This window comes from Cronobacter sp. HA18003, assembly GCF_011605905.1.
GTDB classification, from domain to species: Bacteria; Pseudomonadota; Gammaproteobacteria; order Enterobacterales; family Enterobacteriaceae; genus Cronobacter; species Cronobacter sakazakii.
The window spans coordinates 252,481-275,054 of the sequence record NZ_JAANQO010000023.1; the positions used below are offsets into that span (position 1 = coordinate 252,481).

A 22,574-nucleotide genomic window follows, 5' to 3' on the forward strand; every position below is an offset into this window, starting at 1 on the left:
CAACATTAAGCTTCAAAATTTAAGCAGGTACTTTATGGCCCGGGCAAAACTCAAATTTCGGCTGCATCGCGCAGTGATTGTACTTATCTGTCTGGCGCTGCTGGTGGCGCTGATGCAGGGCGCGTCCTGGTTTAGCCAGAGCCATCAGCAGTCGCGCAATATCCAGATGGAAGAGCTCGCCCGCACACTGGCCCGCCAGGTCAGCTACAGCCTCGCGCCGCTGATCAAGGGCGAAAACCCGGATGAGAAACGCGTCGCGGCCATGCTGAATCAACTGGCCGACGAGAGCCGCATTCTGGATGCCAGCGTCTATGACCAGCAGGGCGAACTGATCGCCCGAGCGGGCGAGAGCGTCAACGTGCGCGACCGGCTGGCGCTCGACGGCAAAAAAGCGGGCAGTTACTTCAACCAGCAAATCGTTCAGCCGGTGCAGGATAAGAGCGGCCCGGTGGGATACCTGCGGCTCACGCTCGACACCCACAGCCTGCCGACTGAGGCGCGTCAGGTGGATAACACCACCAATATTCTGCGTCTGATGATGCTGCTGGCGCTCGCTATCGGCATCGTGCTGACCCGCACGCTGCTTCAGGGCAAACGCACGCGCTGGCAACAGTCGCCGTTCCTGCTCACCGCCAGCAGATCGGTGCCGGAAGAAGAGAGCGAGCCTGAAACGCCCGCGGACGACAAACACGCCTGACGCCGCGTGATATAATGGGCGTTCTTCAATGCCTTAGGGAAAACGCCTGTGTCCTCTTTACGCCTGCTTATTTCCGATTCTTACGATCCCTGGTTTAACCTGGCGGTGGAAGAGTGCATCTTCCGCCAGATGCCTGCCACCCAGCGCGTGCTGTTCCTCTGGCGCAACGCCGATACCGTCGTAATTGGCCGGGCGCAGAACCCGTGGAAAGAGTGCAACACGCGCCGGATGGAGGAAGATAACGTTCGTCTGGCGCGGCGCAGCAGCGGTGGCGGCGCGGTGTTCCACGATCTCGGCAATACCTGTTTTACCTTTATGGCGGGCAAACCGGAGTATGACAAAAGCGTCTCGACCGCGATTGTGATTAACGCGCTGGCGCAGCTTGGTATTCCGGCGTCGGCCTCCGGGCGCAACGATCTGGTGGTGGAAACCGCCGAAGGGCCGCGCAAAATTTCCGGCTCCGCCTACCGCGAGACGATGGATCGCGGTTTTCACCACGGCACGCTCTTGCTGAACGCCGATTTAAGCCGGCTTTCGAATTACCTGAACCCGGATAAGAAAAAGCTCCAGGCGAAAGGGATCACCTCCGTGCGCGGGCGCGTCGCCAATATTCACGATCTCAAACCCGGCGTGACGCATGCGCAGATCTGCGAGGCCGTGACGGAGGCGTTTTTCGCGTATTACGGCGAACGGGTGGCCGCCGAGGTGATTTCCCCGGACGCGTTCCCGGATCTGCCCGGCTTTGCCGAAACGTTCGCGCGTCAGAGCAGCTGGGAGTGGAATTTTGGCCAGGCGCCCGCCTTTACGCATCAACTGGACGAGCGTTTTGTCTGGGGCGGCGTGGAGCTGCATTTCGACGTGGAAAAGGGGCATATCACCCGCACACAGCTTTTTACCGACAGCCTGAACCCCGCGCCGCTGGAGGCGCTGGCGAGCCGGTTGCAAGGCTGCGTGTATCAGGCCAGCGCATTGCAGGGAGTTTGTGAGGCGTTAGTGAGTGAGTTTCCCGCCCAGGCCGCGGAATTGCGCGAAGTGGGCGCGTGGATGGCGCAGGCGGTGCGGTAAGTCAACAATGGTGGGTGCGCTTCGCTTACCCACCCTACGAAAACATAGCTCTTTCTGCACATAGGGCGGGTAAGCGCAGCGCACCCGCCGCGCCGGGGCGTTCAACTGCCCGAATTCGCCCACTAAAAAAGGGCGCCGCAGCGCCCTTTTCTTTCACTTTAAACACGCGAAAACTTATTCTTTATCGCCCAGCAGCACGGATTCCAGCGCAATCTTGATCATGTCGTTAAACGTGGTCTGACGCTCTGCCGCGGTGGTCTGCTCGTGGGTACGGATATGGTCGGACACGGTGCAGATGGTCAGCGCTTTCGCACCGAATTCTGCCGCCACGCCGTAGATGCCTGCCGCTTCCATTTCCACGCCCAGGATGCCGTATTTCTCCATCACGTCGAACATCGACGGATCCGGCGTATAGAACAGATCAGCGGAGAAGATGTTACCCACGCGCGCTTCCACGCCCAGCGCTTTCGCCGCGTCTACCGCGTTACGCACCATGTCGAAATCCGCGATTGCCGCGAAATCGTGATCTTTAAAACGCAGACGGTTCACTTTGGAATCGGTGCACGCGCCCATGCCGATAACCACATCGCGCAGCTTAACGTCTGCACGCACCGCGCCGCAGGAGCCCACGCGGATGATTTTCTTCACGCCGAAATCGGTGATCAGCTCTTTGGTGTAAATAGAGCAGGACGGGATACCCATGCCGTGGCCCATAACGGAAATCTTACGGCCTTTGTAAGTCCCGGTGAAACCCAGCATGCCGCGCACGTTGTTCACTTCGCGCACGTCTTCCAGGAAGGTTTCTGCAATGTGTTTCGCACGCAGCGGGTCGCCCGGCATCAGCACAACGTCCGCGAAATCGCCCATCTCAGCGTTAATATGTGGGGTTGCCATCTCTGTTTCCTTTTTAGTTTTTTATGTTGCCGGGCGGCGGCGGCACACCCGGCCTGCAACTGACTATCGTCAGTTAAAATAAAGCTTTGCCGTATTCCATGTCAGACAGGCCAAAGTATTTGGCGACGGTCTGGCCGATATCAGCAAAGGTATCGCGGTGGCCAAGCGAGCCCGGTTTCACTTTCGGGCCGTAGACCAGCACCGGAATGTGCTCACGGGTGTGATCGGTGCCTTTCCAGGTCGGGTCACAGCCGTGGTCAGCGGTAAAGATGATAATGTCATCTTCGCCGACCAGCTCCAGCAGCTCCGGCAGACGGCGGTCAAACAGCTCAAGCCCGGCCGCGTAGCCCGCGACATCGCGGCGATGGCCCCAGGAGGAGTCAAAGTCCACGAAGTTGGTGAAGACGATGGTGTTGTCGCCCGCTTCTTTCATCTCTTTGATGGTGGCGTCAAACAGCGCATCCAGCCCGGTGGCTTTCACTTTTTTGGTGATGCCCATGTTGGCGTAGATATCCGCGATTTTACCGACAGACACCACGTGGCCGCCCTTCTCGTCCACCAGCTTTTTCAGCACGACCGGCGACGGCGGCTCGACGGCCAGGTCGTGACGGTTGCCGGTACGCTGGAAGTTGCCCGCTTTGTCGCCGACAAACGGACGCGCGATAACGCGGCCAATGTTGTAGCCGCCTTCGGTCAGCTCTTCACGGGCGATTTCGCACAGCTCATAGAGGCGGTCCAGGCCGAACGTCTCTTCATGGCAGGCAATCTGGAAGACGGAGTCGGCGGAGGTGTAGAAAATCGGCTTGCCGGTTTTCATATGCTCTTCGCCCAGCTCGTCCAGAATCACCGTCCCCGAGGAGTGGCAGTTACCGAGGTAACCCGGCAGGTTCGCGCGCTCCACCAGCTTGTCGAGCAGTTCCTGCGGGAAGCTGTTTTTCTCGTCGGTGAAATAGCCCCAGTCGAACAGCACCGGCACACCGGCGATTTCCCAGTGGCCTGACGGCGTGTCTTTACCGGAGGAAAGCTCATGCGCCCAGGCGTACGCGCCGGTGATTTCCGCGTTGCCGTCCATGCCGGCAGGAATAAAGCCCGTCGCGCCTTCATGCGCTTTTGCAAGGCCCAGCTTCGTCAGATTCGGCAGATGCAGCGGGCCTTTACGGCCGATGTCTGCTTCACCTTTGGCGCAGGCCTCGGCAATGTGGCCAAGGGTGTCAGAACCCGCGTCGCCAAAACGTTCCGCGTCTTCTGTCGCGCCAATACCAAAGGAGTCCAGCACCATAATAAATGCACGTTTCATATTTTCTCCGTACCTATTGCGCTGTAAAAAAGTGATCAGATCAGTATGCCACTTATTCGCTGATTCTGCGATAGACAACCGGTGACGTTTTCGCCGCCGTATCGTCAACGTTGATGGCCGCTTTAACGGCCGCCGCCGCTTCCTGCCAGCTTGCTTCGCTCTTCGCGTGGATGATGGCCAGCGGACGCTCGCCGTCAACCTGTTCGCCGAGGCGCGCCATATCGGTCAGGCCGACGCTGTAATCAATGCTGTCGGACGCCTGACGGCGACCGCCGCCCATGGCGACGACCGCCATACCGAGCGCGCGGGTATCCATTTGCGTAACAAAGCCGGAACGGTCGGCATATACCGCTTTGCTGAGCGTGGCCGCGGGCAGGTAGCGCTCGTAGTTGTCGACAAAATCCGCCGGGCCGCTTTGCGCCGCCACCATACGCCCGAAAATCTCCGCCGCCTGGCCGTTGTCCAGTACCTGTTGCAGCTTCGCGCGCGCTTCAGTCTCGTCTTTCGCAAGCCCCCCGGAGAGCAGCATCTCGACGCACAGCGCCATCGTCACTTCCAGCAAGCGCGGGTTGCGGTAATCGCCGGTCAGGAACCGCACCGCCTCGCGGACTTCCACCGCGTTACCGGCGCTGGAGGCCAGCACTTCGTTCATATCGGTCAGCAGCGCGGTCGTGCGCACGCCCGCACCGTTCGCCACGCCAACGATCGCCTGCGCCAGCTCTTCAGAGAGCGCATAAGTCGGCATGAACGCACCGCTGCCCACTTTTACGTCCATCACCAGCGCGTCCAGCCCTTCGGCGAGTTTTTTCGCGAGGATCGAAGCGGTGATAAGCGGAATAGAATCGACGGTCGCGGTGATATCACGCGTCGCATAGAAGCGTTTATCCGCCGGTGCCAGCGAGTTGGTCTGGCCAATTATCGCCACGCCGACGTTTTTAATAATGTCGCGAAAGCGGTTGTCGTCCGGGAAAATATCAAACCCCGGAATCGCTTCCAGTTTATCGAGGGTGCCGCCGGTATGGCCCAGCCCGCGCCCGGAAATCATCGGAATGTAACCGCCGCAGGCCGCCACCATCGGGCCAAGCATCAGCGAGGTCACGTCGCCCACGCCGCCGGTGGAGTGTTTATCCACGACCGGGCCATTGAGGTTCAGGCTTTTCCAGTCCAGCACGGTGCCGGAATCACGCATCGCCATCGTCAGCGAGACTCGCTCCGGCATGGTCATGTCGTGAAAGAAAATCGTCATCGCCAGCGCGGCGATCTGGCCTTCGGACACAGTGTTATCGCGAATGCCGTTAATAAAAAAGCGGATCTCTTCGTCGCTGAGCGCATGGCCGTCGCGCTTTTTACGAATAATTTCTTGAGCGAGGAACACGGTACCCCCCGTGAATAAGGAAGAACGATGGCGGGTCACGCGAAGCTCCCGCCCGGTGATTCAGTCGGCCTGATGGGCGAAGCGCCATCAGGCACAACGTGGCTTAGTAGCTGCTGGCGCTTTTGCCGTCGCCGTGGCCGAGCGCCTGAAGCAGGCTCGCCAGCAGGCTGGACGCGCCAAAGCGGTAGTGACGGGCATCGGCCCAGTCGGCACCCAATAGCTCATCGGCAACCGCCAGATATTTGGCCGCATCTTCCGCCGTGCGCACGCCGCCAGCCGGTTTAAAGCCCACGGTTTTCGCCACGCCCATATCGCGGATCACTTCCAGCATGATGCGGGCGCTTTCCGGCGTCGCGTTCACCGGCACTTTACCGGTTGAAGTTTTGATGAAATCGGCACCCGCTTTGATGGAGATTTCAGACGCCTTGCGGATCAGGGCTTCTTCTTTCAGCTCGCCGGTTTCGATAATCACTTTCAGCAGTACGTTCGCCGCCGCGCAGGCGTCTTTACAGGCTTTCACCAGATCAAAGCCCACCTGCTCGTTGCCCGCCATCAGCGCGCGATACGGGAAAACCACGTCCACTTCGTCCGCGCCATAGGCGATCGCCGCGCGGGTTTCCGCCAGCGCGATATCGATATCGTCGTTGCCGTGCGGGAAGTTGGTGACGGTGGCGATACGGATATCCGGCGTCCCCTGCTCGTTCAGCGTCTTACGGGCGATCGGGATAAAGCGCGGGTAAATACAGACCGCGGCGGTGTTGCCCACCGGGGTTTTGGCCTGATGACATAAGGCGATCACTTTTTCATTGGTGTCGTCGTCATTCAGGGTAGTGAGGTCCATCAGTTGCAGCGCACGCAGGCTGCTTTTGGTTAAATCAGTCATAACTTTCTCCAACAAAAAAATGCATCTCGGGCGAGAAACTCAACACGTTGGAGCGGTCGTGGTTCCGTGAAGAAGAGCGGCGTTGTCCGCCGTCACGCTGAGATCCGTCTCACCGCACATCATTGCCATCAATGTTAAAATTTTAACACCGACAGGCAGGATGTTTTTGTGCCTTGTTTCACAAATTGCAAAGTCATCATTGCATACTTTGCGCCATTATATGTGATTAACACAACATTATGACAGTCAGAAACGTGCGCCGGAAAGAAAAAAGGCTGGCGCGACGCCAGCCTGAATATCACCGAAAATGTGAAAATAATAACATTTACACATCCTGCTACAGCGCGAGAAACAGTCCGGCAATCGTCGCGCTCATCAGGTTAGAGAGCGTACCGGCCGCTACGGCCTTAAGCCCGAGCTGCGCGACTTCGTGGCGGCGGTTGGGTGCCATGCTGCCCAGCCCGCCAATCAGGATGGCGATAGAGGAAAGGTTAGCAAATCCGCACAGCGCGAAAGAGATAATCGCTTTGGTGTGATCAGAGAGCACCTGCAAGCCCGCCGCCGCGACTAACGCGTCCTCTTTCAGGTATTCGCCGAAATTCATATATGCCACGAATTCGTTAATGATGAGCTTCTGGCCGATAAACGAGCCCGCGACCATCGCCTCATCCCACGGCACGCCAATCAGCCACGCCACCGGCGAGAACAGCCAGCCGAGGATCAGCTGCAGCGACAATTCCGGGTGATTAAACCAGCCGCCGATGCCGGAGAGCATGCCGTTCAGCAGGGCGATAAGCGCCACAAACGCCAGCAGCATCGCGCCGACGTTAAGCGCCAGCTGCATCCCGGCGGACGCACCGGAGGCGGCGGCGTCCAGCACGTTCGACGGACTGTCGGGATCGCGCTGCGTGGTATCGAGCTGCGGCGCGTCGTGCGGGGTTTCCGTCTCCGGAATAATGATTTTGGCGAACAGCAGGCCGCCAGGGGCTGCCATAAAGGATGCGGCAATCAGGTATTCCAGCGGTACGCCCATCTGGGCATAGCCCGCCAGTACTGAGCCTGCCACCGATGCCAGCCCGCCGCACATCACGGCAAAGAGTTCAGAGCGGGTCATCGTGGCGATATACGGGCGCACCACCAGCGGCGCTTCGGTCTGGCCGACAAAAATATTGGCGGTCGCCGAGAGCGATTCAGTACGGGAGGTTTTCAGCACTTTACGCAGCGCGCCTCCCAGCAGGCGGATCACCAGTTGCATGATGCCGAGATAATAGAGCACCGCGATAAGCGAGGAGAAAAAGACGATAACCGGCAGAACGCGCAGCGCGAAGATAAACCCGCCGCCGCCGAACACCTCAAACATTTTGTCGGACACCAGCCCGCCAAAAAGGAACGAGATGCCGTCATTGCCGTAAGCGATGACATTCGCCACGCCTTCAGACATCGCCAGCAGCACTTTGCGCCCGGCGGGCACGTAGAGCACCAGCGCGCCGATAGCAACCTGAATCAGCCATGCACCCACGACGGTGCGAAGATTAATCGCCTTTCTGTTACTGGAGAGTGCGACCGCGATGAGAAGCAGCGCCAGCATTCCCACCAGGCCCATCAATATTTGCATACAGTATCCCTGAGATATGAGTGAATTATGTTGTCCCGCACAGGCAGGCGGCGCGATTTAACGACAGGGAATCTGTTGAAATCCAGACGCTTTACGCTTTTTTAAACAAGCGTGGACAGTGGGTCACATTTTGAGGCGCGGAAACAGCGCGCGGGTGTTTTCAAAGAGGGTATGAGCGATAACGTCCGGCGGCTCGGGGCGCAGTTCGCAGAGAACGTCAAACACGCCGTTAACGCGCTCGGGCCGGTTTGGTTGCCCCTGCCAGCCGTTCAGCGGCATATCGGGCGCGTCGGTTTCCAGAAGCAGCGCAGACAGCGGCAGCTTCGCGATGACGTCGCGCGTCTTTTGCGCGCGCGGGTACGTAATAGTGCCGCCCACGCCGATGCGGTAGCCGAGATCCACAAAGCGCTGCGCCTGTTGCAGGCTGCCCGCGAAGCCGTGCACCACGCCGGTACAGGGCAGCGCGTGGCGCTTAAGGTGCATCGCGAGCTTATCGTGCGTGCGGCGCGAGTGCAGGATCACCGGCAGATCATAGCGTTTCGCGAGCCGCAACTGGACGTCGAGTATCGCTTCCTGGCGCTCAAACAGCGGGTTTTCCATATAGAGATCGAGCCCGATCTCGCCTATCGCCACCAGTTTGTCCACCTGCTGTTGCAGATGATGCTCCAGCAGCGCGAGGCTCGCGTCGTTATGGTTGCCGATGACAATCGGATGCAAACCGATTGCCGCCCACAGCGCCGGATAGCGCGCGGCAAGCTCCAGTACCGTCGCGAAGCGCGCGGCTTCCACCGCAGGCACGATGATGTGCTCAACGCCTGCCGACGCCGCCTGCGCCAGGCTTTCAGCCTCAGTGCCGGTAAACGGCGGGAAATCGAAATGGCAATGGGTGTCGATAAAGCGCCGCGTCATGCCAGATCCTCATCGCTGAACGTCGCGTCGTTCGCCTGCTCGGTTTTGACCAGCGGCGCGTCCAGCGCGTCGTTAGCGACGGTCGCCGGCGGCACCACGATGGTCGTTTCCGGAACAACAGGTGCCAGCACTTCAGCCGCCGCGGCAACCGCGGCCGGTTCAGCCACCGGCAGCACAGGGCGCGTACCGTAACGGCGCAGCGGCGGTTTGTTCACCAGCAGTTTGCCGACGGTGGCCAGGAAATAGCGCCCGCACAGACGGCCCAGTTTGTAATCTTCCATCAGCGCCGGAAGACGGCTGCCGAGCGCCATGCTGGTGAGCGCGCGGGGCGGAGAGATTTCAAAAACGCGCAGTTTGCCAGGCGGGTTTTCGATAAATTCCTGAATCTCGCGGTAGGTTTTTTCGTGGTGCTGCACCAGATTGAGCAGCGGCTGCAGGCTGCTGTCGGTCAACCAGCGCTCCATACGCTTAAACCACTGCGGCGTGTAGTACATCTGCGACGGTACTGTGCGGATAACGACAAGCGTCGTGGCACCGAGGCGCGCCGCCTCGCGCACCGGGATCGCATCGCTCACGCCGCCGTCAAAATAGTTTACGCCGTCGATATCGACGCCAGGCCGGTAAAAACCCGGAATAGCACTAGAGGCGCGAACAATCTCCAGCCAGTTGCTCTCCTGCGGCGCGAAATAGCCAGGCGAGTAGTCATCACGGCGGCAGGCGCACATATAAAACGCTTTGCCGTTGTCAAAGAGCCGCATCGCGTTGCCCATATTGAGCGGCATACGCGCAGACGTGGCCTCGGTCAGCCAGTCGAGATCGATAAGATTACCGCCGCGCACAAAGCGCACCGGGTCAAAGAAATCGCGAGAGGTGGTAAAGCGGGTAATGACGCGCCGGGCGTAACCGGGCTGGTTACAGACGTAGGCTGAGAGGTTTTGCGCCCCGGCAGAGGTGCCGAGAAAGAAGTCGAACGGGTTGAATTGCGCGCGCATGAATTCGTCCAGCACGCCGGCAGTAAAGATCCCGCGCTGACCGCCACCTTCACAGACGATAGCCAGCTTACCGGGACGAAACGGTTTCACCGCCAGCGGCGCTATGCTGCCCGGCGTTACGGGAATACGTTGTCCCACCCTGCTTTCCTGTTGTTATCCGTCGCGCGTCGCGCGAACGTTTTTCGGTGCCATAAACCAGCAAAGCCAGTCACAGGGACTGGCTTTGCCGTCTGTCAGTTATCTTTTTATCACACTATGGGCGTCGACGGCCCATAAAAAGGCTAACCAGGAACAGAATAATACCCACAACAAATACGATTTTCGCTGCGCCTGCTGCGGTACCTGCCAGGCCACCAAAGCCCAGAGCGGCCGCAATCAACGCGATAACCAGAAAGATAATGCCCCAACGAAACATAAGACTCTCCTTTACCATAGTTAATCTTTATACCGCTTCTTAATGAACGCAGCGTCCACTGGCGGTGTCATCCAGCTGATAGTGCTTACCTTCCCTCCCGGCGCAAACCGGGAGAGGGGCTTGCCTGTTACGACTTCACTTTTAGATCGTTTTTGACGCTTTTCACGCCATCAACTGCTTTTGCGATGCTTTCAGCGCGCTGAGACTGTTTTTCAGACTCGACGTGACCGGAAAGCTGCACCACACCGTCGGTGGTTTCGACTTTCACATTACGCGAAGGAACGATGTCATCCGCCAGCAGTTTCGCTTTGATTTCGCTGGTGGTGGCCGCGTCACCCGCATAACCTTTCACCGACTTGTCTTTACCGTCGCGTACGTGCAGCTTGTCGCTGACAGAAGTAACGCCTTCAACGCCTTTGGCGATTTTCACCGCTTCCTCGGCCTGAGCCTGGCTTTCAACAAAGCCGCTCAGCGTTACAACGCTTTTCTCGGTTTTAACAGAGATGTCGGTGCTCTTAATCTGTTCGTCATCTACCAGCGCCGCTTTAACTTTAGCGGTGATGGCGCTATCGTCCATGAAGTTACCGACTTTATTCATAGAGCTATCGATTTTTTGCCCTGCGCTATCCGCGGTAGATTTGGTGCTTTCAACGGCGGAGTTCTCTGCGAATGCAGAAGAGGACGCCATGACAGAACCCAATACAACAGCCAGCAGAGTTTTTGAAATCTTAGTCTTATTCATCGATTCGTTCCTGTAGTTTGCTCAGAATTTGAGCCGCAAGCCGCCACGTCAGCGGCTTTCCTAACAGCAGGCATAAGCACCGCTGATGAGTTATTCGCGCCGCACCGGCAAGGCATCGTCAGAGGGTCAGTCAGACAGCCGTCGCGTTGCGAAAACTCAGTTATTAATATGGCAATAATAACGTTTATGATGATGAATCACCGGATGAGAAGCGCTTAGCGGCATTTCATCCCGACGACGTTGTCATCACATTGTTAAATATAGATCAGCTTCGCAAAAACGCCTGGGCAACGGCGGGAAAAATCGCCAAAACAGCTGAGAAAGCAGGAATTTAAGAACATTCCGCATGGCGGAAAAAAGGCGGGGAAACGAGGCAGGACGCGGCTTTGCCGCGTCCTGAAGGGGATTAGTGCTCGCGCGTTTTACGGAAGGTGACGTCCGGGTAACGCTCCTGCGTGAGGTTAAGGTTGACCATGGTCGGGGCGATATACGTCAGGTTGTCGCCGCCATCCAGCGCCAGCTGAACCTCGTTTTTACGCTTGAACTCTTCGAATTTCTTCGCGTCGTCACACTCCACCCAGCGGGCTGTCGCCACGTTGACCGATTCGTAAATCGCCTCAACGCTGTATTCGCTCTTAAGGCGCGACATGACGACATCAAACTGCAGCACACCCACCGCACCCACGATCAGATCGTTGTTGGAGAGCGGACGGAACACCTGCACCGCGCCCTCTTCTGAGAGCTGAACCAGCCCTTTCAGCAGCTGTTTCTGCTTGAGCGGATCTTTCAGGCGGATACGACGGAACAGTTCCGGGGCGAAGTTCGGGATACCGGTGAACTTCATGCTTTCACCCTGCGTGAAGGTATCGCCAATCTGAATGGTGCCGTGGTTGTGCAGGCCGATGATATCGCCCGGATACGCCTCTTCGACATGCGAACGGTCGCCCGCCATAAAGGTCAGCGCGTCGGAGATAACCACATCTTTACCGGTACGCACCTGGCGCAGCTTCATGCCCTTTTCATATTTACCGGACACCACGCGCATAAATGCCACGCGGTCGCGGTGTTTCGGGTCCATGTTGGCCTGAATTTTAAACACGAAACCGGAGAACTTCTCTTCGCTTGCTTCAACCACGCGGCCATCGGTCTGGCGCGGCATCGGCGCAGGCGCCCACTCCACCAGGCCATCCAGCATGTGATCGACGCCGAAGTTGCCAAGCGCAGTCCCGAAGAACACCGGCGTGATTTCACCGCTCAGGAACAGCTCGCGGTCAAACTCATGCGAAGCGCCTTTCACCAGCTCCAGCTCGTCGCGCAACTGCGCGGCCAGCTCGTCGCCCACGGCCTGATCCAGCTCCGGGTTGTCCAGCCCTTTAACGATGCGGACTTCCTGAATGGTGTGGCCCTGACCGGTCTGGTACAGGTAGGTTTCGTCATTATAAAGGTGGTAAACGCCTTTAAAGAGTTTGCCGCAGCCAATCGGCCAGGTGATCGGCGCACAGGCGATTTTCAGCTCGTTTTCCACTTCATCCAGCAGCTCCATTGGATCGCGGATGTCACGGTCGAGTTTGTTCATAAAGGTCAGGATCGGCGTGTCGCGCAGACGGGTAACTTCCATCAGCTTACGGGTGCGATCCTCAACGCCTTTCGCGGCGTCGATAACCATCAGGCAGCAGTCCACCGCCGTCAGCGTGCGGTAGGTATCTTCCGAGAAGTCTTCGTGGCCGGGGGTGTCCAGCAGGTTAACGAGACAATCATGGTAAGGGAACTGCATCACGGAGGTGGTAATAGAAATCCCGCGCTGCTTTTCCATCTCCATCCAGTCAGATTTCGCATGCTGGCTGGAGCCACGCCCTTTTACCGTACCGGCGACCTGAATCGCCTGTCCGAACAGCAGCACCTTTTCAGTGATCGTCGTTTTACCGGCGTCCGGGTGCGAAATAATGGCAAAAGTGCGGCGCTTGGCCACCTCTTGCAAATAAGGAGACAACGTCATAATCAATCTTCTGTGTAAGCGCGCGGCCAGGCGCCACGCGGCGAGTGAGCGAAAAATGCGGCTATTTTACCCATCTGCCAGGGTCAGACAATCATTGTTTACACAGCAGTTGCTCCAGTTCGCTTAACGAGGTGACCTGCCAGGTCGGGGCGATATCTTCCGGCAGCGTGCGTCCGTGGTGGTTGAGCCAGCAGGTCGCGAGCCCGGCGTTGATGCCGCCCAGAATATCGGATTCCGCCGTGTCGCCCACCATCAGCACGCGGGAGCGATCGGGGTTGCCCATTTTCTCCAGCGCATAGTCGAAGATTTCCGGGGCGGGTTTCGCCACGCCAACCTGTTCGGAGATAACCAGTAAATCAAAATAGTCGCGAAAACCGGTGCGCTCAAGACGGATCTGCTGTAGCGCCGTAAAGCCGTTGGTAATAATGCCCAGTTTGACTTTGCCCTTAAGCGACGCCAGCAGCGACGCGGCACCCGGCAGCGGCGCGCAGATCTCCGCCATCGCGTTCAAAAAGGCGCTGTTCAGATCGCCTGCCGGCACGCTCAGACGGTCGGCCCAGCCCTGAAAACGCTGGTGTTGCAACTGTAACGCGCTGATAGCGCCGTTCTGGTAATCGACCCACAGCGGTTTATTCACGGCCTGATATTCGTGAAAATCCTGCTCGGTGAACGTCACGCTGTAGTCCAGGAACATGCGCTGCAGGCCGCCAAAGGCGTCGAAAGTAAACAGCGTTTCGTCAGCGTCAAAAAGAATCCAGTCCCACTTCATTACGTCACCTTTCTTGATTATCAGCCCAACGGTAGCGCCATGATAATGGCGTCTTCGCGCCCGTCGGACGTCGGGTAATAGTTGCGGCGAATCGTCGCCTCGTTAAAGCCCAGGCTTTCATAGAGGGCGCGCGCCGCGTGGTTGGAGGCGCGCACTTCGAGCCACAGCGTCAGCACGTCGCGCGCCTCAAGCGCCTCGATAAGATGTTCCAGCAGCGCACGGCCCAGGCCGCGGCGCTGAAACGTCGGGTCGACCGCGATATTAAACAGCGTGGCTTCATCCAGCACGACCTGGGTAATCGCGAAGGCGGCCATGTTGCCGTCGACATCCAGACGCAGATTCAGATAGCGCTCGCCCTGGTTGCTGGCGAACGTTTTTTCGCTCCAGGGAAACGCATGGGCCCGCTGTTCAATCGCGAAAGCCGCCGGCAGATCAGCGCTCTGCAGTAAGGAAATCATCTTCGTGCTCGCAAATTTGTTGCCAGAGATCGGCGCGCGCCGGACCGCTACGCTGTAAGGTTTCCAGCCCCGGCGTCACCAGCCGGGCACCGGGCAGCCCAGGTGGCGCATCCACGCCCAGACACCAGCTGTTGCAGTGGGCGTCATGCAGCATCGCCACGCGATCGGGGGTTAACTGCATCACCTGGTCGGCATCAAGCGCCAGCGCGCGCAGCACATCTTTTATAAAGGGCTGCGTGAGCGGCGGCGGCTCGGCGGCCACCATGACCAGGCGAATATGAGAAGGCAGCACAATGGCGATTTCCCCCAGCAGCGCGGCGGGGCGACGCAATACCCACTGGGTAATGCCCAGTTGCTGTAATCGCCAGTCTCGTCGGGATGTCATAGGAATGCCTGAATCAGTGCCGAAGGGCCGCAAATATAGCAAATCCGTCGAACATGCGCCAACAAACCACTATAATCGCTCCTCAAGTTTCCGAAGGAGTGTTTCATGTCTGGTTTTTCCCCGGCAAGCGAAGTTCTGCTGCGCCACAGTGATGATTTTACCGAAAGCCGCGTTCTGTTTGCCGGCGATATGCAGGATGACCTGCCGGCGCGTTTTGACACCGCGCAAAGCCGCGCGCATACGCAGCAGTTCCACCACTGGCAGGTGCTGAGCAAGCCGATGGGCGATAACGCGCGCTATGGTCTGGTGGCCGACGCCGAAATCGTGGCGGACAGCGATACCCTGATCTACTACTGGCCGAAAAACAAACCGGAAGCCCAGTTCCAGCTGATGAACCTGCTGTCGCTGCTGCCGGTCGGTACCGATGTTTTCGTGGTCGGCGAAAACCGCAGCGGCGTGCGCAGCGCCGAAGCAATGCTGGAAGCGCACTGCCCGCTTAATAAAGTCGACAGCGCGCGCCGCTGCGGACTGTATCACGGTCGCCTTGAAAAACAGCCGGAATTCAATGCCGACGGCTGGTGGGGCGAATACCAGGTCGACGATCTGACCATCAAAACCCTGCCGGGCGTCTTCAGCCGCGACGGGCTGGATGTTGGTAGCGATCTGCTGCTCTCTACCCTCTCGCCGCATACCAAAGGCAAAGTGCTGGACGTGGGTTGCGGCGCGGGCGTGCTGGCCGCGGTGCTGGCGAGCCATTCGCCGAAAGTGCGTCTGACCCTGTGCGACGTGAGCGCGCCAGCGGTGGAAGCGAGCCGCGCGACGCTCGCCGCGAACGGCTTTGAAGGTGAAGTGGTTGCAAGCAACGTCTTTTCAGAAATCAAAGGCCGCTTCGATATGATTATCTCCAACCCGCCGTTTCACGATGGCATGGAGACCAGTTTTGAAGCCGCGCAAACGCTGATTCGCAGCGCCGTACGCCACCTGAATATCGGCGGCGAGCTGCGTATTGTGGCGAATGCGTTTCTGCCGTATCCCAACGTGCTGGACGAAACCTTCGGCAACCACGAAGTGCTGGCGCAGACCGGCCGCTTTAAGGTCTATCGCGCCGTAATGGGCCGCAACGCGAAGCGTTAAGCGTATTCACGCGTCGAATGCCGCTTTTTGCATCATTTGGAAAAGCGGCATGCAATTAAGTGTTGACGAAGTCCAGAAAACATCTAGAATGCGCCTCCGTGGTTGCAATACTTCCCGGTATTGCTGGTATGCGAAGGTGGCGGAATTGGTAGACGCGCTAGCTTCAGGTGTTAGTGTCCTTCGGACGTGGGGGTTCAAGTCCCCCCCCTCGCACCAAAGACCACGCAAGAAAGTATCGCTCGCACTGCGCGAAGGTGGCGGAATTGGTAGACGCGCTAGCTTCAGGTGTTAGTGTCCTTCGGACGTGGGGGTTCAAGTCCCCCCCCTCGCACCAATGCGATGGCGATACGATAAAAGAGACAGTGCGAAGGTGGCGGAATTGGTAGACGCGCTAGCTTCAGGTGTTAGTGTCCTTCGGACGTGGGGGTTCAAGTCCCCCCCCTCGCACCACTTCTTTTATCACTTCTGATTTCCTCTGTTTTTCCTCGTCGTGATTCCCTGTTATTTCTCTACGATTTTCCGTACTGCTTTAATTCAGCGCCAGATGCAAATGCGACACGATCAGCATTAATCCGCTGGCGAAAGCGATGCAGGATGGCAGCAACACATAGTGCCGCAGACGCGGATGATACAGCATGCCGATGGTCGCCAGCAGCGCCAGTACAATAATGACCCGCCACGCTTCCCAGCTCAGCTCTTTCCAGGCCAGCATCGCGACCACCGCACCCGGCAAAATGACGGCCCAACCACTTTCCAGTCGCCTGTACAACATCGTTTCGCCTCTCTCATCGATAATGATAAACAATATCATATGATATAAATTCTCATTTGTCAGCGATTATGAGTTTAGCGCTACTTTACTTAAGTTAAGAGCTAATGACATATCAGAATGAAGGTGATAAATTAGCCGCCCTGGTTAAGAAAATTCTTACTCCCTGTTTCGCGGTATAATAAGCCTCTGTTTTATCCGGCTTTTATAAAAATCTGATAGCGCTAAATAAGTCACAATGGATATGACTGCAAATAACTGGCGAGCCCTGACGGAAAAAAAATATCAGCTCTCACTGAAATGCTTTCTGTTTCTTAATCTCTTTTCCGCGCTGTTTAATCTCGTGGATCCGCTCTCTCCTTACCCGCATATTCCCTGGGCGGCGTTTAGCATGATTGCGCTCTGCGGTGCCCTTCTGCTGCACGCGCGGACGCGCACATTCAGCCTGAAAGCAATTACCCTGACAGCGCTGCTGACCGGCGCGTTATGGTCAGCCAATCTCTGGCTGAAAAGCCCGTGGTGCGTATTTCATGATGGCACGTGCCTGCTTATTTCTTTGCTCGGCGCGCTGTTTATTGCGGCGCTGTCATTTATCAATATGCCCGGACCGGGTATCGCTTTTTGCCTGCCGATAATCTCGACGATCCTGTGGCTTGATAACGTCCAGCCTCCTGTGTTTTATGCTTTTACGCTGACCGTACCGTTAATGGGACTGGTTATTCAGCATTTCATTGGCAGGCACAACGATATTCTCGCGCGGCAAATGGTGCAGACGCTGATAGACGAAAAAGCGACGCTCAACGATCTCAGTATGATGGACCCACTTACCGGCCTTTGTAACCGCCGCGGCTTTGAAAACCGCTTCGCTAACCTCTCGCCAGACGCCGGGCAGCGGTTTGTTCTGCTGATGGATATCGACCATTTCAAAGCCTATAACGACCACTACGGCCATATGATGGGCGATCAGGCGCTGACGCGGGTGTCAGCGGCGATCCGCGATGCCGTGCGCTCGCGGGATATCGTTACCCGCTACGGCGGTGAGGAATTTATGGTGCTCCTGACGCAGGCGGATGAAAAGAGCGCACGACTTACCGCCGAGCGAATTCGCCAGCGGGTTTATGATTTGCGCATTCCTCATATTTTCAACGAGAGCGTGGCAACCAACGTCACGCTGAGCATCGGCATCGCGCCGCTGGAAAACGACGACATTGAAGATGCGCTGCGCCGCGCCGATGAAGCGCTTTACGCCGCCAAAAATCAGGGCCGCAATCACATCCGTTATCACGACGCCCTGCGCGCCGCGTGAAAACCCTCGGCGCGCTGCGGTGCGCCGGTTTTCTGGTCAAACTGCTTGCACTCGTTTCTGCCTATAGTTAGGATTGGCAATCATTATCATTTAGATTTGCTATTCACAGACGCTATGGCTTATCGCTCTCTTCATTCTGTTGATGAATTACTCTGGCGCGCCCCGCTGCCTCGTTCGCCATCGACGCTGGCGGTGCGCCTGCGCGACGCGTTTACGACGCACCGCGCGCATTTTCACGATATTATGAAGCTGGACGAAACGCCGCCCTCTGCAGCGCTCTCCTTTCGCGAATGGACACAGCCCGCGACGCTCGCCACATTAATGGCGCTTTACTCCGATCATATTTATCGCAATCAGCCGCACGCGGTACGTGAAAATAAGCCGCTGAAATCGCTCTGGGCGCAGTGGTATCTCGGGCTACTCGTGCCGCCGCTGATGCTGGCGCTGTTGACGCAGCCGCAGGCGCTGGATTTAAACGAAGAGAATCTCGCCGTTGAGTTTCACGAAACGGGCCGCGCGGCCTGCTTTTATCTGACCGTTAAAGAAGATGCGCGCGCAACCGCTCTTTCCGCGCGCGAGCGGCTGGAAAAGCTGGTGCTGGAGGTTATGACGCCGGTCGTTGAGGCGCTGGAAGCCTCCGGCGATATCAACGGCAAGCTTATCTGGAGTAACACCGGTTATCTTATTAACTGGTGTTTTGGCGAATGGCGCGAGTGGCTCGGCGACGAGACCGTCAGCGCGCTGCGCCAGAGCTGTTTTTTCGAAAAGACACTGCTTAATGGCGACGAAAATCCGCTGTTTCGTACTGTCGTTATGCGCGAAGGGCTACTGGTGCGCCGCACCTGCTGCCAGCGCTACAAGCTGCCTGACGTGCAGCAGTGCGGCGACTGTACGCTGAAATAGTTAACGGCGGGTTTCCCCGCCGTTTTTCATCACGCGGCCTGTTCACCCGCGCCCTGCGCCTCCTTCAGCGCCTCTTCCGCTTCCTGTGCCAGTAACTGCTTCTCGTAGACTTTAAAGAACGGGAAGTAAATGATGGCCGAGACCACCGCGAGCACAATCACCAGCAGCGCGGCGCGGAAATCCCAGCCCAGCGCCCAGGCTGCGCCAATCGGCGCAGGTGCGGTCCACGGCACGACAGAAATCACACGACCGATTAAATCAAATTTCATCGCCGCCCATGCCAGCACCGCGTTCAGCATTGGGGCCAGCAGGAATGGAATAAAGAAAACCGGGTTCATTACTATCGGCGTGCCGAAAATCACCGGTTCATTGATGTTGAAAATACTGGGCACCACGCTGAGCCGTCCTATCGAGCGCAGATGCGCGGAACGGCTACGCAGATAACAGAACACCAGCCCCATTGTCGCCCCGGAACCGCCAATTACAATAAAGAAGGTCCAGAACGCTTCCATAAAAATATGCGGCAGCGGCGCGCTCTGCGCCAGTGCCGTCTGGTTAAGCCCGAGGTTGGTCAGCCAGAACATCTGCAGCATACCGGAGACAATCGCCGCGCCGTGAATGCCTGCAAACCACAGCAGATGGGCAATCAGCACCGCTAACAGAATGGCGGGCAGCGAATCGGCCGCCGACACCAGCGGTTTAAAGATAGCCATGATCGCCTGTGGGATCAGAAGGTCGAACTGCGACTGAATTAACAGGCTCAGCGGATACAGCGTCAGCACGACGACCAGTACCGGGATCAACAGATCGAAAGAGTTTTTGATCATCGGCGGCACCTGATCCGGCAGGCGTATGCCGATGTTATGCGCTTTCAGAAAACGCATCATCTCCACGCAGTAAATCGCCACCAGAATCGCCGTAAAAATACCCGTGCCGCCGAGGCTGTCTACCGGTAGCGTCCCTTTGGTTTTCGGCGCAGCCACCAGCATAAATGCCATCAGCGACAGCATCGCACACATGAAAGGATCCAGTTGATGCGATTTCACATAGTGCTTGCCGAGGTTATAAGCGATAGCGGCGCAGATGTAGATAGACATGATCCCCATCGTCATATCAAACGGCGTGAGGATCTGCCCTTCAAACTGTTTCGCCAGATCCAGCCACGCACGGGCAAAACCCAGTGTGGTGTCGGGTGAAAACGGCGGATAGGCAAACACCAGTAAAAACGAGCCGACAATCATAAACGGCATGGCGGAGATAAACCCGTCGCGGATCGCCATCACGTGGCGCTGCGCGGAAATGCGCGAAGCTATCGGGCTGACATAGTTTTCAACAAAGCGAAATATCACATTAAAGGCAGCATGGTTGGCAGACATGGCGGTCTCCTGTCAGGCAATCAACGTGAATACGCGGCGAGCGGCCGTCGCGCATCATCCCATAATCCATTGAACTGAAAACCGTAACCAGGTGTGTCGCTCTGCTTCCTGCGCAGTGAAATCTTCCGGGCTGCAACAGTGTCTGACTGCCTTGCCAGCGGCGTAACTGAGAAAGAAAGGTTTCATACACGGCTCTTATTATTGGTTACAGAGGGAGGTTACATCACCAGTATTAATCCGCGATGGTCGCTCTGCAACCGGTTACAGTAACCGGTTTCTTTGATTGTGAAGGAGATCCAGAAAACACCGGATGGCCACAGAAAAGCGCTTTTCCGATAATTTACAAAACCTGGTGCGGTATGCCAGATTAGGACAGCTATTTTCAGGAGAAATAAATGAGTCTGGAATCCGTGCGACAATTTTTTGTCGAAAACGCCCCCGATATTGAAATCATTGAACTTAACCAAAGCACCGCCACCGTCGCGCTGGCCGCCGCTGCCCATCAGGTTGAACCCGGTCAGATAGCCAAAACGCTCTCGCTGAAAGTGAAAGATGAGGTGATTCTGGTGGTCGCCAAAGGCGACGCGCGGCTTGATAACAAGAAGCTAAAAAACACATTCGGTGCGAAAGCGCGAATGCTCAGCAGTGATGAAGTGGTGACCTGGACCGGCCACCCGGTTGGCGGCGTCTGCCCGTTCGGGCTGGAAAACGCGCTGGCAGTCTACTGCGACATCTCACTGCGTCAGTATGACGAAGTGCTGCCTGCAGCAGGCGCGATTCACAGCGCGGTGCGTATTTCGCCCACTCGCCTGGCAGAGCTGACCCAGGCGCAGTGGGTGGATGTGTGTCTGTAAGTGTGCGCGTAACGCGATAACGCCTCTACCGCAGGCTTAAAATAAGCCTGCCCGGTGCAGAAGAATATCCGCCGCATTCAGCAATCCGGCATCGGTATGCACGCCGAGCTTCAGCATGGCGTTAAATTTATGCGCGCGGATGGTTTTGATATTGCGCTCCAGACGGCTGGCAATTTGCGACACCGAATAGCCGTCCGTCAGGTAGCGCAGGATAATCCGCTCGGTCGGGCTCAGCAGTCGCGATCCCTGCGTGGCATACCAGATTTTATTAGGCGATTCGCTCACACGGATGGAGTCGCTCATCGCGGACATCAGTTCATCCGTAAAGCGCGCCAGCGTTTCCGACTTATCAATAATCCCCTGCAGTGGCGTCGGAGAAAGCTGGCTTATTAGTTTTGCCTCATTGACGTTATTTACCATCACAATACGCTTCATACGCGGCCAGGCTTTCGCCATCTCACTGACGAACTGCAGACAGTCGCGCCGGTGCTCGCGCGTACCTTCAAGCGAAAAGATAACGGCAGAAAAATTACGTTTCGTCAGTGCCTCAATAAACGCGTGATGGTCGGAAAATATTTCCAGGCGGCATGACGTCGAATTATTTCCCTGTAGCAGCGAACGTATTCCCTCGCCGCTCATTACGCATTTTTCGATTAGCGCAATGTTTCGTTTTTCGACTCCGTGTTCCATTCAGCCTGTTCCTTATGTAATGAAAGCAAATTTAATTCCTTTAATCCCTGTAAGCTGCTTATCCATGCATACATTTCAGCATTGCCGCGCAGAGATAAGCGTCGCATGGCACTGTTTTTCTGCGCGCTGATGGTTTTATTACTTTTTTTCAGCATCTGGGCGATTTGATTAATTCCCCAGCCTTTACCGAGCAACCGTAATACCTGTTTTTCTGACGTAGTGAGCATCACGCTGGACGCCGTCTCTTTCTCCTGCGCCTGGCGCGGCGTGACTAACATCTGGCTGACCCTCTCGGCTTTTTCACGGCCAAGTCGTACAGCATTAACGACACATTCCACCGGTTCCGCCGTTGAAAGCAGCGTGGTTTCCGGGCGCATCAGTAACTGCACCGCCATATTGAATGAGGCCGCAGGCACAAGAAAAATCCAGTGTACGCCTGGCGCTTGCGCCACCAGGGAGTAATACGCTTCGCACTCGCGACGGGCGTCCTCTGGCGCACAGGGCAGTTCTGCCAGCACCATGTCGATGGGGTTTAGCAGCGGCAGCGTTATTTCTGCGCTGCTGTTGTAGTGATAAAGTTCGGTTTCCGGAAAATGGTGACGCATAATGGTCTCCAGCCCGGTATGCATCACGGGGGTTTGGCTAATGATAATGCCTAGTTTGCAACGTCCTGGTAACATATTTCCTCCGGTTATATCCTTCCGGCCAAACAAATTTCAAAACCAACTTATGTAATAACGTAAAAATAAATTTCAAAATCTAAATCAAGAAAAAACGCAGACCGCGTTAGCAGATAATGTATATAAGTGGACATAAAGAATTTTCTGCCCGACAAAACATCGGCATTCTATGAACCCTTTATTTTACTGTCAACGATAAACAAGGCTAAAAATACGCCACCTCGGTTTAAAGGATATTCTCATAGTAAAAAGATAAAAAATGTCTATTTATAGACACAATATAAATACCTGTTTAATTAATTTGGCGACTCCGCCAGTACGACATTAATTAACTGTGATAACAGCACCCGCCTCGATTGTTTTCTGCGGA

At 56.7% G+C, this 22,574-nt stretch carries 23 protein-coding genes and 3 tRNA genes; 9 read left to right on the forward strand and 17 right to left on the reverse strand.

Annotated elements, in window-relative coordinates; all coding sequences use genetic code 11:
* The first annotated feature begins 34 nt into the window (after positions 1–34).
* Both G6041_RS15160 and lplA read left to right on the forward strand, forming a co-directional pair.
* On the forward strand, positions 35–697 hold the full coding sequence (locus G6041_RS15160) for a YtjB family periplasmic protein (protein WP_012125835.1): 663 nt from the start codon (positions 35–37) through the stop codon (positions 695–697).
* Positions 698–745: 48 nt separating this feature from the next.
* A complete protein-coding gene (gene lplA, locus G6041_RS15165; RefSeq protein ID WP_012125836.1) occupies positions 746–1,762 on the forward strand; it encodes a lipoate--protein ligase LplA in 1,017 nt (338 codons plus the stop codon).
* A gap of 174 nt (positions 1,763–1,936) precedes the next feature.
* Here lplA and deoD read toward each other — a convergent pair whose 3' ends face one another.
* The 13 genes from deoD to G6041_RS15230 all read right to left on the reverse strand — a co-directional run bounded on the left by deoD (position 1,937) and on the right by G6041_RS15230 (position 14,492).
* The gene (gene deoD / locus G6041_RS15170) at positions 1,937–2,656 is read right to left on the reverse strand and encodes a purine-nucleoside phosphorylase (RefSeq protein ID WP_004386471.1); all 720 of its coding nucleotides are present in this window, start codon (positions 2,654–2,656) and stop codon (positions 1,937–1,939) included.
* Between the two features lie 73 nt (positions 2,657–2,729).
* On the reverse strand, positions 2,730–3,953 hold the full coding sequence (gene deoB, locus G6041_RS15175) for a phosphopentomutase (protein WP_007847056.1): 1,224 nt from the start codon (positions 3,951–3,953) through the stop codon (positions 2,730–2,732).
* A gap of 52 nt (positions 3,954–4,005) precedes the next feature.
* On the reverse strand, positions 4,006–5,328 hold the full coding sequence (gene deoA, locus G6041_RS15180) for a thymidine phosphorylase (RefSeq protein WP_012125837.1): 1,323 nt from the start codon (positions 5,326–5,328) through the stop codon (positions 4,006–4,008).
* 103 nt (positions 5,329–5,431) lie between these two features.
* A complete protein-coding gene (deoC, locus tag G6041_RS15185) occupies positions 5,432–6,211 on the reverse strand; it encodes a deoxyribose-phosphate aldolase (protein ID WP_007767250.1) in 780 nt (259 codons plus the stop codon).
* 337 nt (positions 6,212–6,548) lie between these two features.
* Positions 6,549–7,826 carry a NupC/NupG family nucleoside CNT transporter gene (locus G6041_RS15190; protein ID WP_007847044.1) on the reverse strand — a complete coding sequence of 426 codons (1,278 nt, stop codon included), beginning with the start codon at positions 7,824–7,826 and terminating at the stop codon, positions 6,549–6,551.
* Between the two features lie 123 nt (positions 7,827–7,949).
* Positions 7,950–8,735 carry a metal-dependent hydrolase gene (locus tag G6041_RS15195; RefSeq protein ID WP_012125838.1) on the reverse strand — a complete coding sequence of 262 codons (786 nt, stop codon included), beginning with the start codon at positions 8,733–8,735 and terminating at the stop codon, positions 7,950–7,952.
* Positions 8,732–9,865, reverse strand: coding sequence for a patatin-like phospholipase family protein (locus G6041_RS15200; protein WP_012125839.1), 1,134 nt, complete (start codon positions 9,863–9,865; stop codon positions 8,732–8,734). The genes G6041_RS15195 and G6041_RS15200 overlap by 4 nt, the downstream gene beginning before the upstream one ends.
* A 115-nt stretch (positions 9,866–9,980) precedes the next feature.
* A complete protein-coding gene (locus G6041_RS15205) occupies positions 9,981–10,142 on the reverse strand; it encodes a DUF1328 domain-containing protein (RefSeq protein ID WP_002437547.1) in 162 nt (53 codons plus the stop codon).
* A gap of 127 nt (positions 10,143–10,269) precedes the next feature.
* Complete coding sequence (osmY, locus tag G6041_RS15210) at positions 10,270–10,884, reverse strand: molecular chaperone OsmY (protein WP_004386476.1); 615 nt, start codon at positions 10,882–10,884, stop codon at positions 10,270–10,272.
* A 406-nt stretch (positions 10,885–11,290) separates the two neighbouring features.
* Positions 11,291–12,880, reverse strand: a complete 1,590-nt coding sequence (gene prfC / locus G6041_RS15215; protein ID WP_004386477.1) for a peptide chain release factor 3 — start codon at positions 12,878–12,880, stop codon at positions 11,291–11,293.
* Between the two features lie 91 nt (positions 12,881–12,971).
* Positions 12,972–13,649, reverse strand: coding sequence for a pyrimidine 5'-nucleotidase (gene yjjG / locus G6041_RS15220; RefSeq protein WP_007866037.1), 678 nt, complete (start codon positions 13,647–13,649; stop codon positions 12,972–12,974).
* Between the two features lie 20 nt (positions 13,650–13,669).
* The gene (gene rimI, locus G6041_RS15225; RefSeq protein WP_012125843.1) at positions 13,670–14,107 is read right to left on the reverse strand and encodes a ribosomal protein S18-alanine N-acetyltransferase; all 438 of its coding nucleotides are present in this window, start codon (positions 14,105–14,107) and stop codon (positions 13,670–13,672) included.
* Complete coding sequence (locus tag G6041_RS15230) at positions 14,082–14,492, reverse strand: DNA polymerase III subunit psi (protein ID WP_012125844.1); 411 nt, start codon at positions 14,490–14,492, stop codon at positions 14,082–14,084. Before G6041_RS15230 ends, rimI begins: the two co-directional genes overlap by 26 nt.
* A gap of 105 nt (positions 14,493–14,597) precedes the next feature.
* Here G6041_RS15230 and rsmC point away from each other — a divergent pair, with 105 nt between their 5' ends.
* From rsmC to G6041_RS15250, 4 genes are all read left to right on the forward strand, one after another.
* Positions 14,598–15,626, forward strand: coding sequence for a 16S rRNA (guanine(1207)-N(2))-methyltransferase RsmC (gene rsmC, locus G6041_RS15235; RefSeq protein WP_012125845.1), 1,029 nt, complete (start codon positions 14,598–14,600; stop codon positions 15,624–15,626).
* Between the two features lie 130 nt (positions 15,627–15,756).
* A tRNA-Leu gene (locus tag G6041_RS15240) sits at positions 15,757–15,842 on the forward strand.
* Positions 15,843–15,874: 32 nt separating this feature from the next.
* Positions 15,875–15,960, forward strand: a tRNA-Leu gene (locus tag G6041_RS15245).
* A 30-nt stretch (positions 15,961–15,990) separates the two neighbouring features.
* Positions 15,991–16,076 (forward strand) — tRNA-Leu (locus G6041_RS15250).
* Positions 16,077–16,155: 79 nt separating this feature from the next.
* Here G6041_RS15250 and G6041_RS15255 read toward each other — a convergent pair.
* A complete protein-coding gene (locus G6041_RS15255; protein WP_012125846.1) occupies positions 16,156–16,437 on the reverse strand; it encodes a DUF1435 domain-containing protein in 282 nt (93 codons plus the stop codon).
* Positions 16,438–16,633: 196 nt separating this feature from the next.
* Between G6041_RS15255 and G6041_RS15260 the strand changes: the two genes are divergently transcribed.
* Positions 16,634–17,701 carry a diguanylate cyclase gene (locus G6041_RS15260; RefSeq protein ID WP_012125847.1) on the forward strand — a complete coding sequence of 356 codons (1,068 nt, stop codon included), beginning with the start codon at positions 16,634–16,636 and terminating at the stop codon, positions 17,699–17,701.
* 114 nt (positions 17,702–17,815) lie between these two features.
* A complete protein-coding gene (fhuF, locus tag G6041_RS15265) occupies positions 17,816–18,604 on the forward strand; it encodes a siderophore-iron reductase FhuF (protein ID WP_032988936.1) in 789 nt (262 codons plus the stop codon).
* 29 nt (positions 18,605–18,633) lie between these two features.
* Here fhuF and G6041_RS15270 read toward each other — a convergent pair whose 3' ends face one another.
* A complete protein-coding gene (locus G6041_RS15270) occupies positions 18,634–19,980 on the reverse strand; it encodes a PTS cellobiose transporter subunit IIC (RefSeq protein WP_004386485.1) in 1,347 nt (448 codons plus the stop codon).
* Between the two features lie 395 nt (positions 19,981–20,375).
* On the opposite strand from G6041_RS15270, the gene G6041_RS15275 reads away from it, so the two are divergent.
* Entirely contained in the window at positions 20,376–20,834 is a 459-nt protein-coding gene (locus tag G6041_RS15275) for a YbaK/EbsC family protein (RefSeq protein WP_007866066.1), read from the forward strand.
* A 36-nt stretch (positions 20,835–20,870) separates the two neighbouring features.
* Here G6041_RS15275 and bglJ read toward each other — a convergent pair whose 3' ends face one another.
* On the reverse strand, positions 20,871–21,524 hold the full coding sequence (gene bglJ / locus G6041_RS15280) for a DNA-binding transcriptional activator BglJ (RefSeq protein ID WP_004386486.1): 654 nt from the start codon (positions 21,522–21,524) through the stop codon (positions 20,871–20,873).
* A complete protein-coding gene (locus G6041_RS15285; protein ID WP_199782040.1) occupies positions 21,488–22,204 on the reverse strand; it encodes a helix-turn-helix transcriptional regulator in 717 nt (238 codons plus the stop codon). Before G6041_RS15285 ends, bglJ begins: the two co-directional genes overlap by 37 nt.
* Between the last annotated feature and the right edge of the window lie 370 nt (positions 22,205–22,574).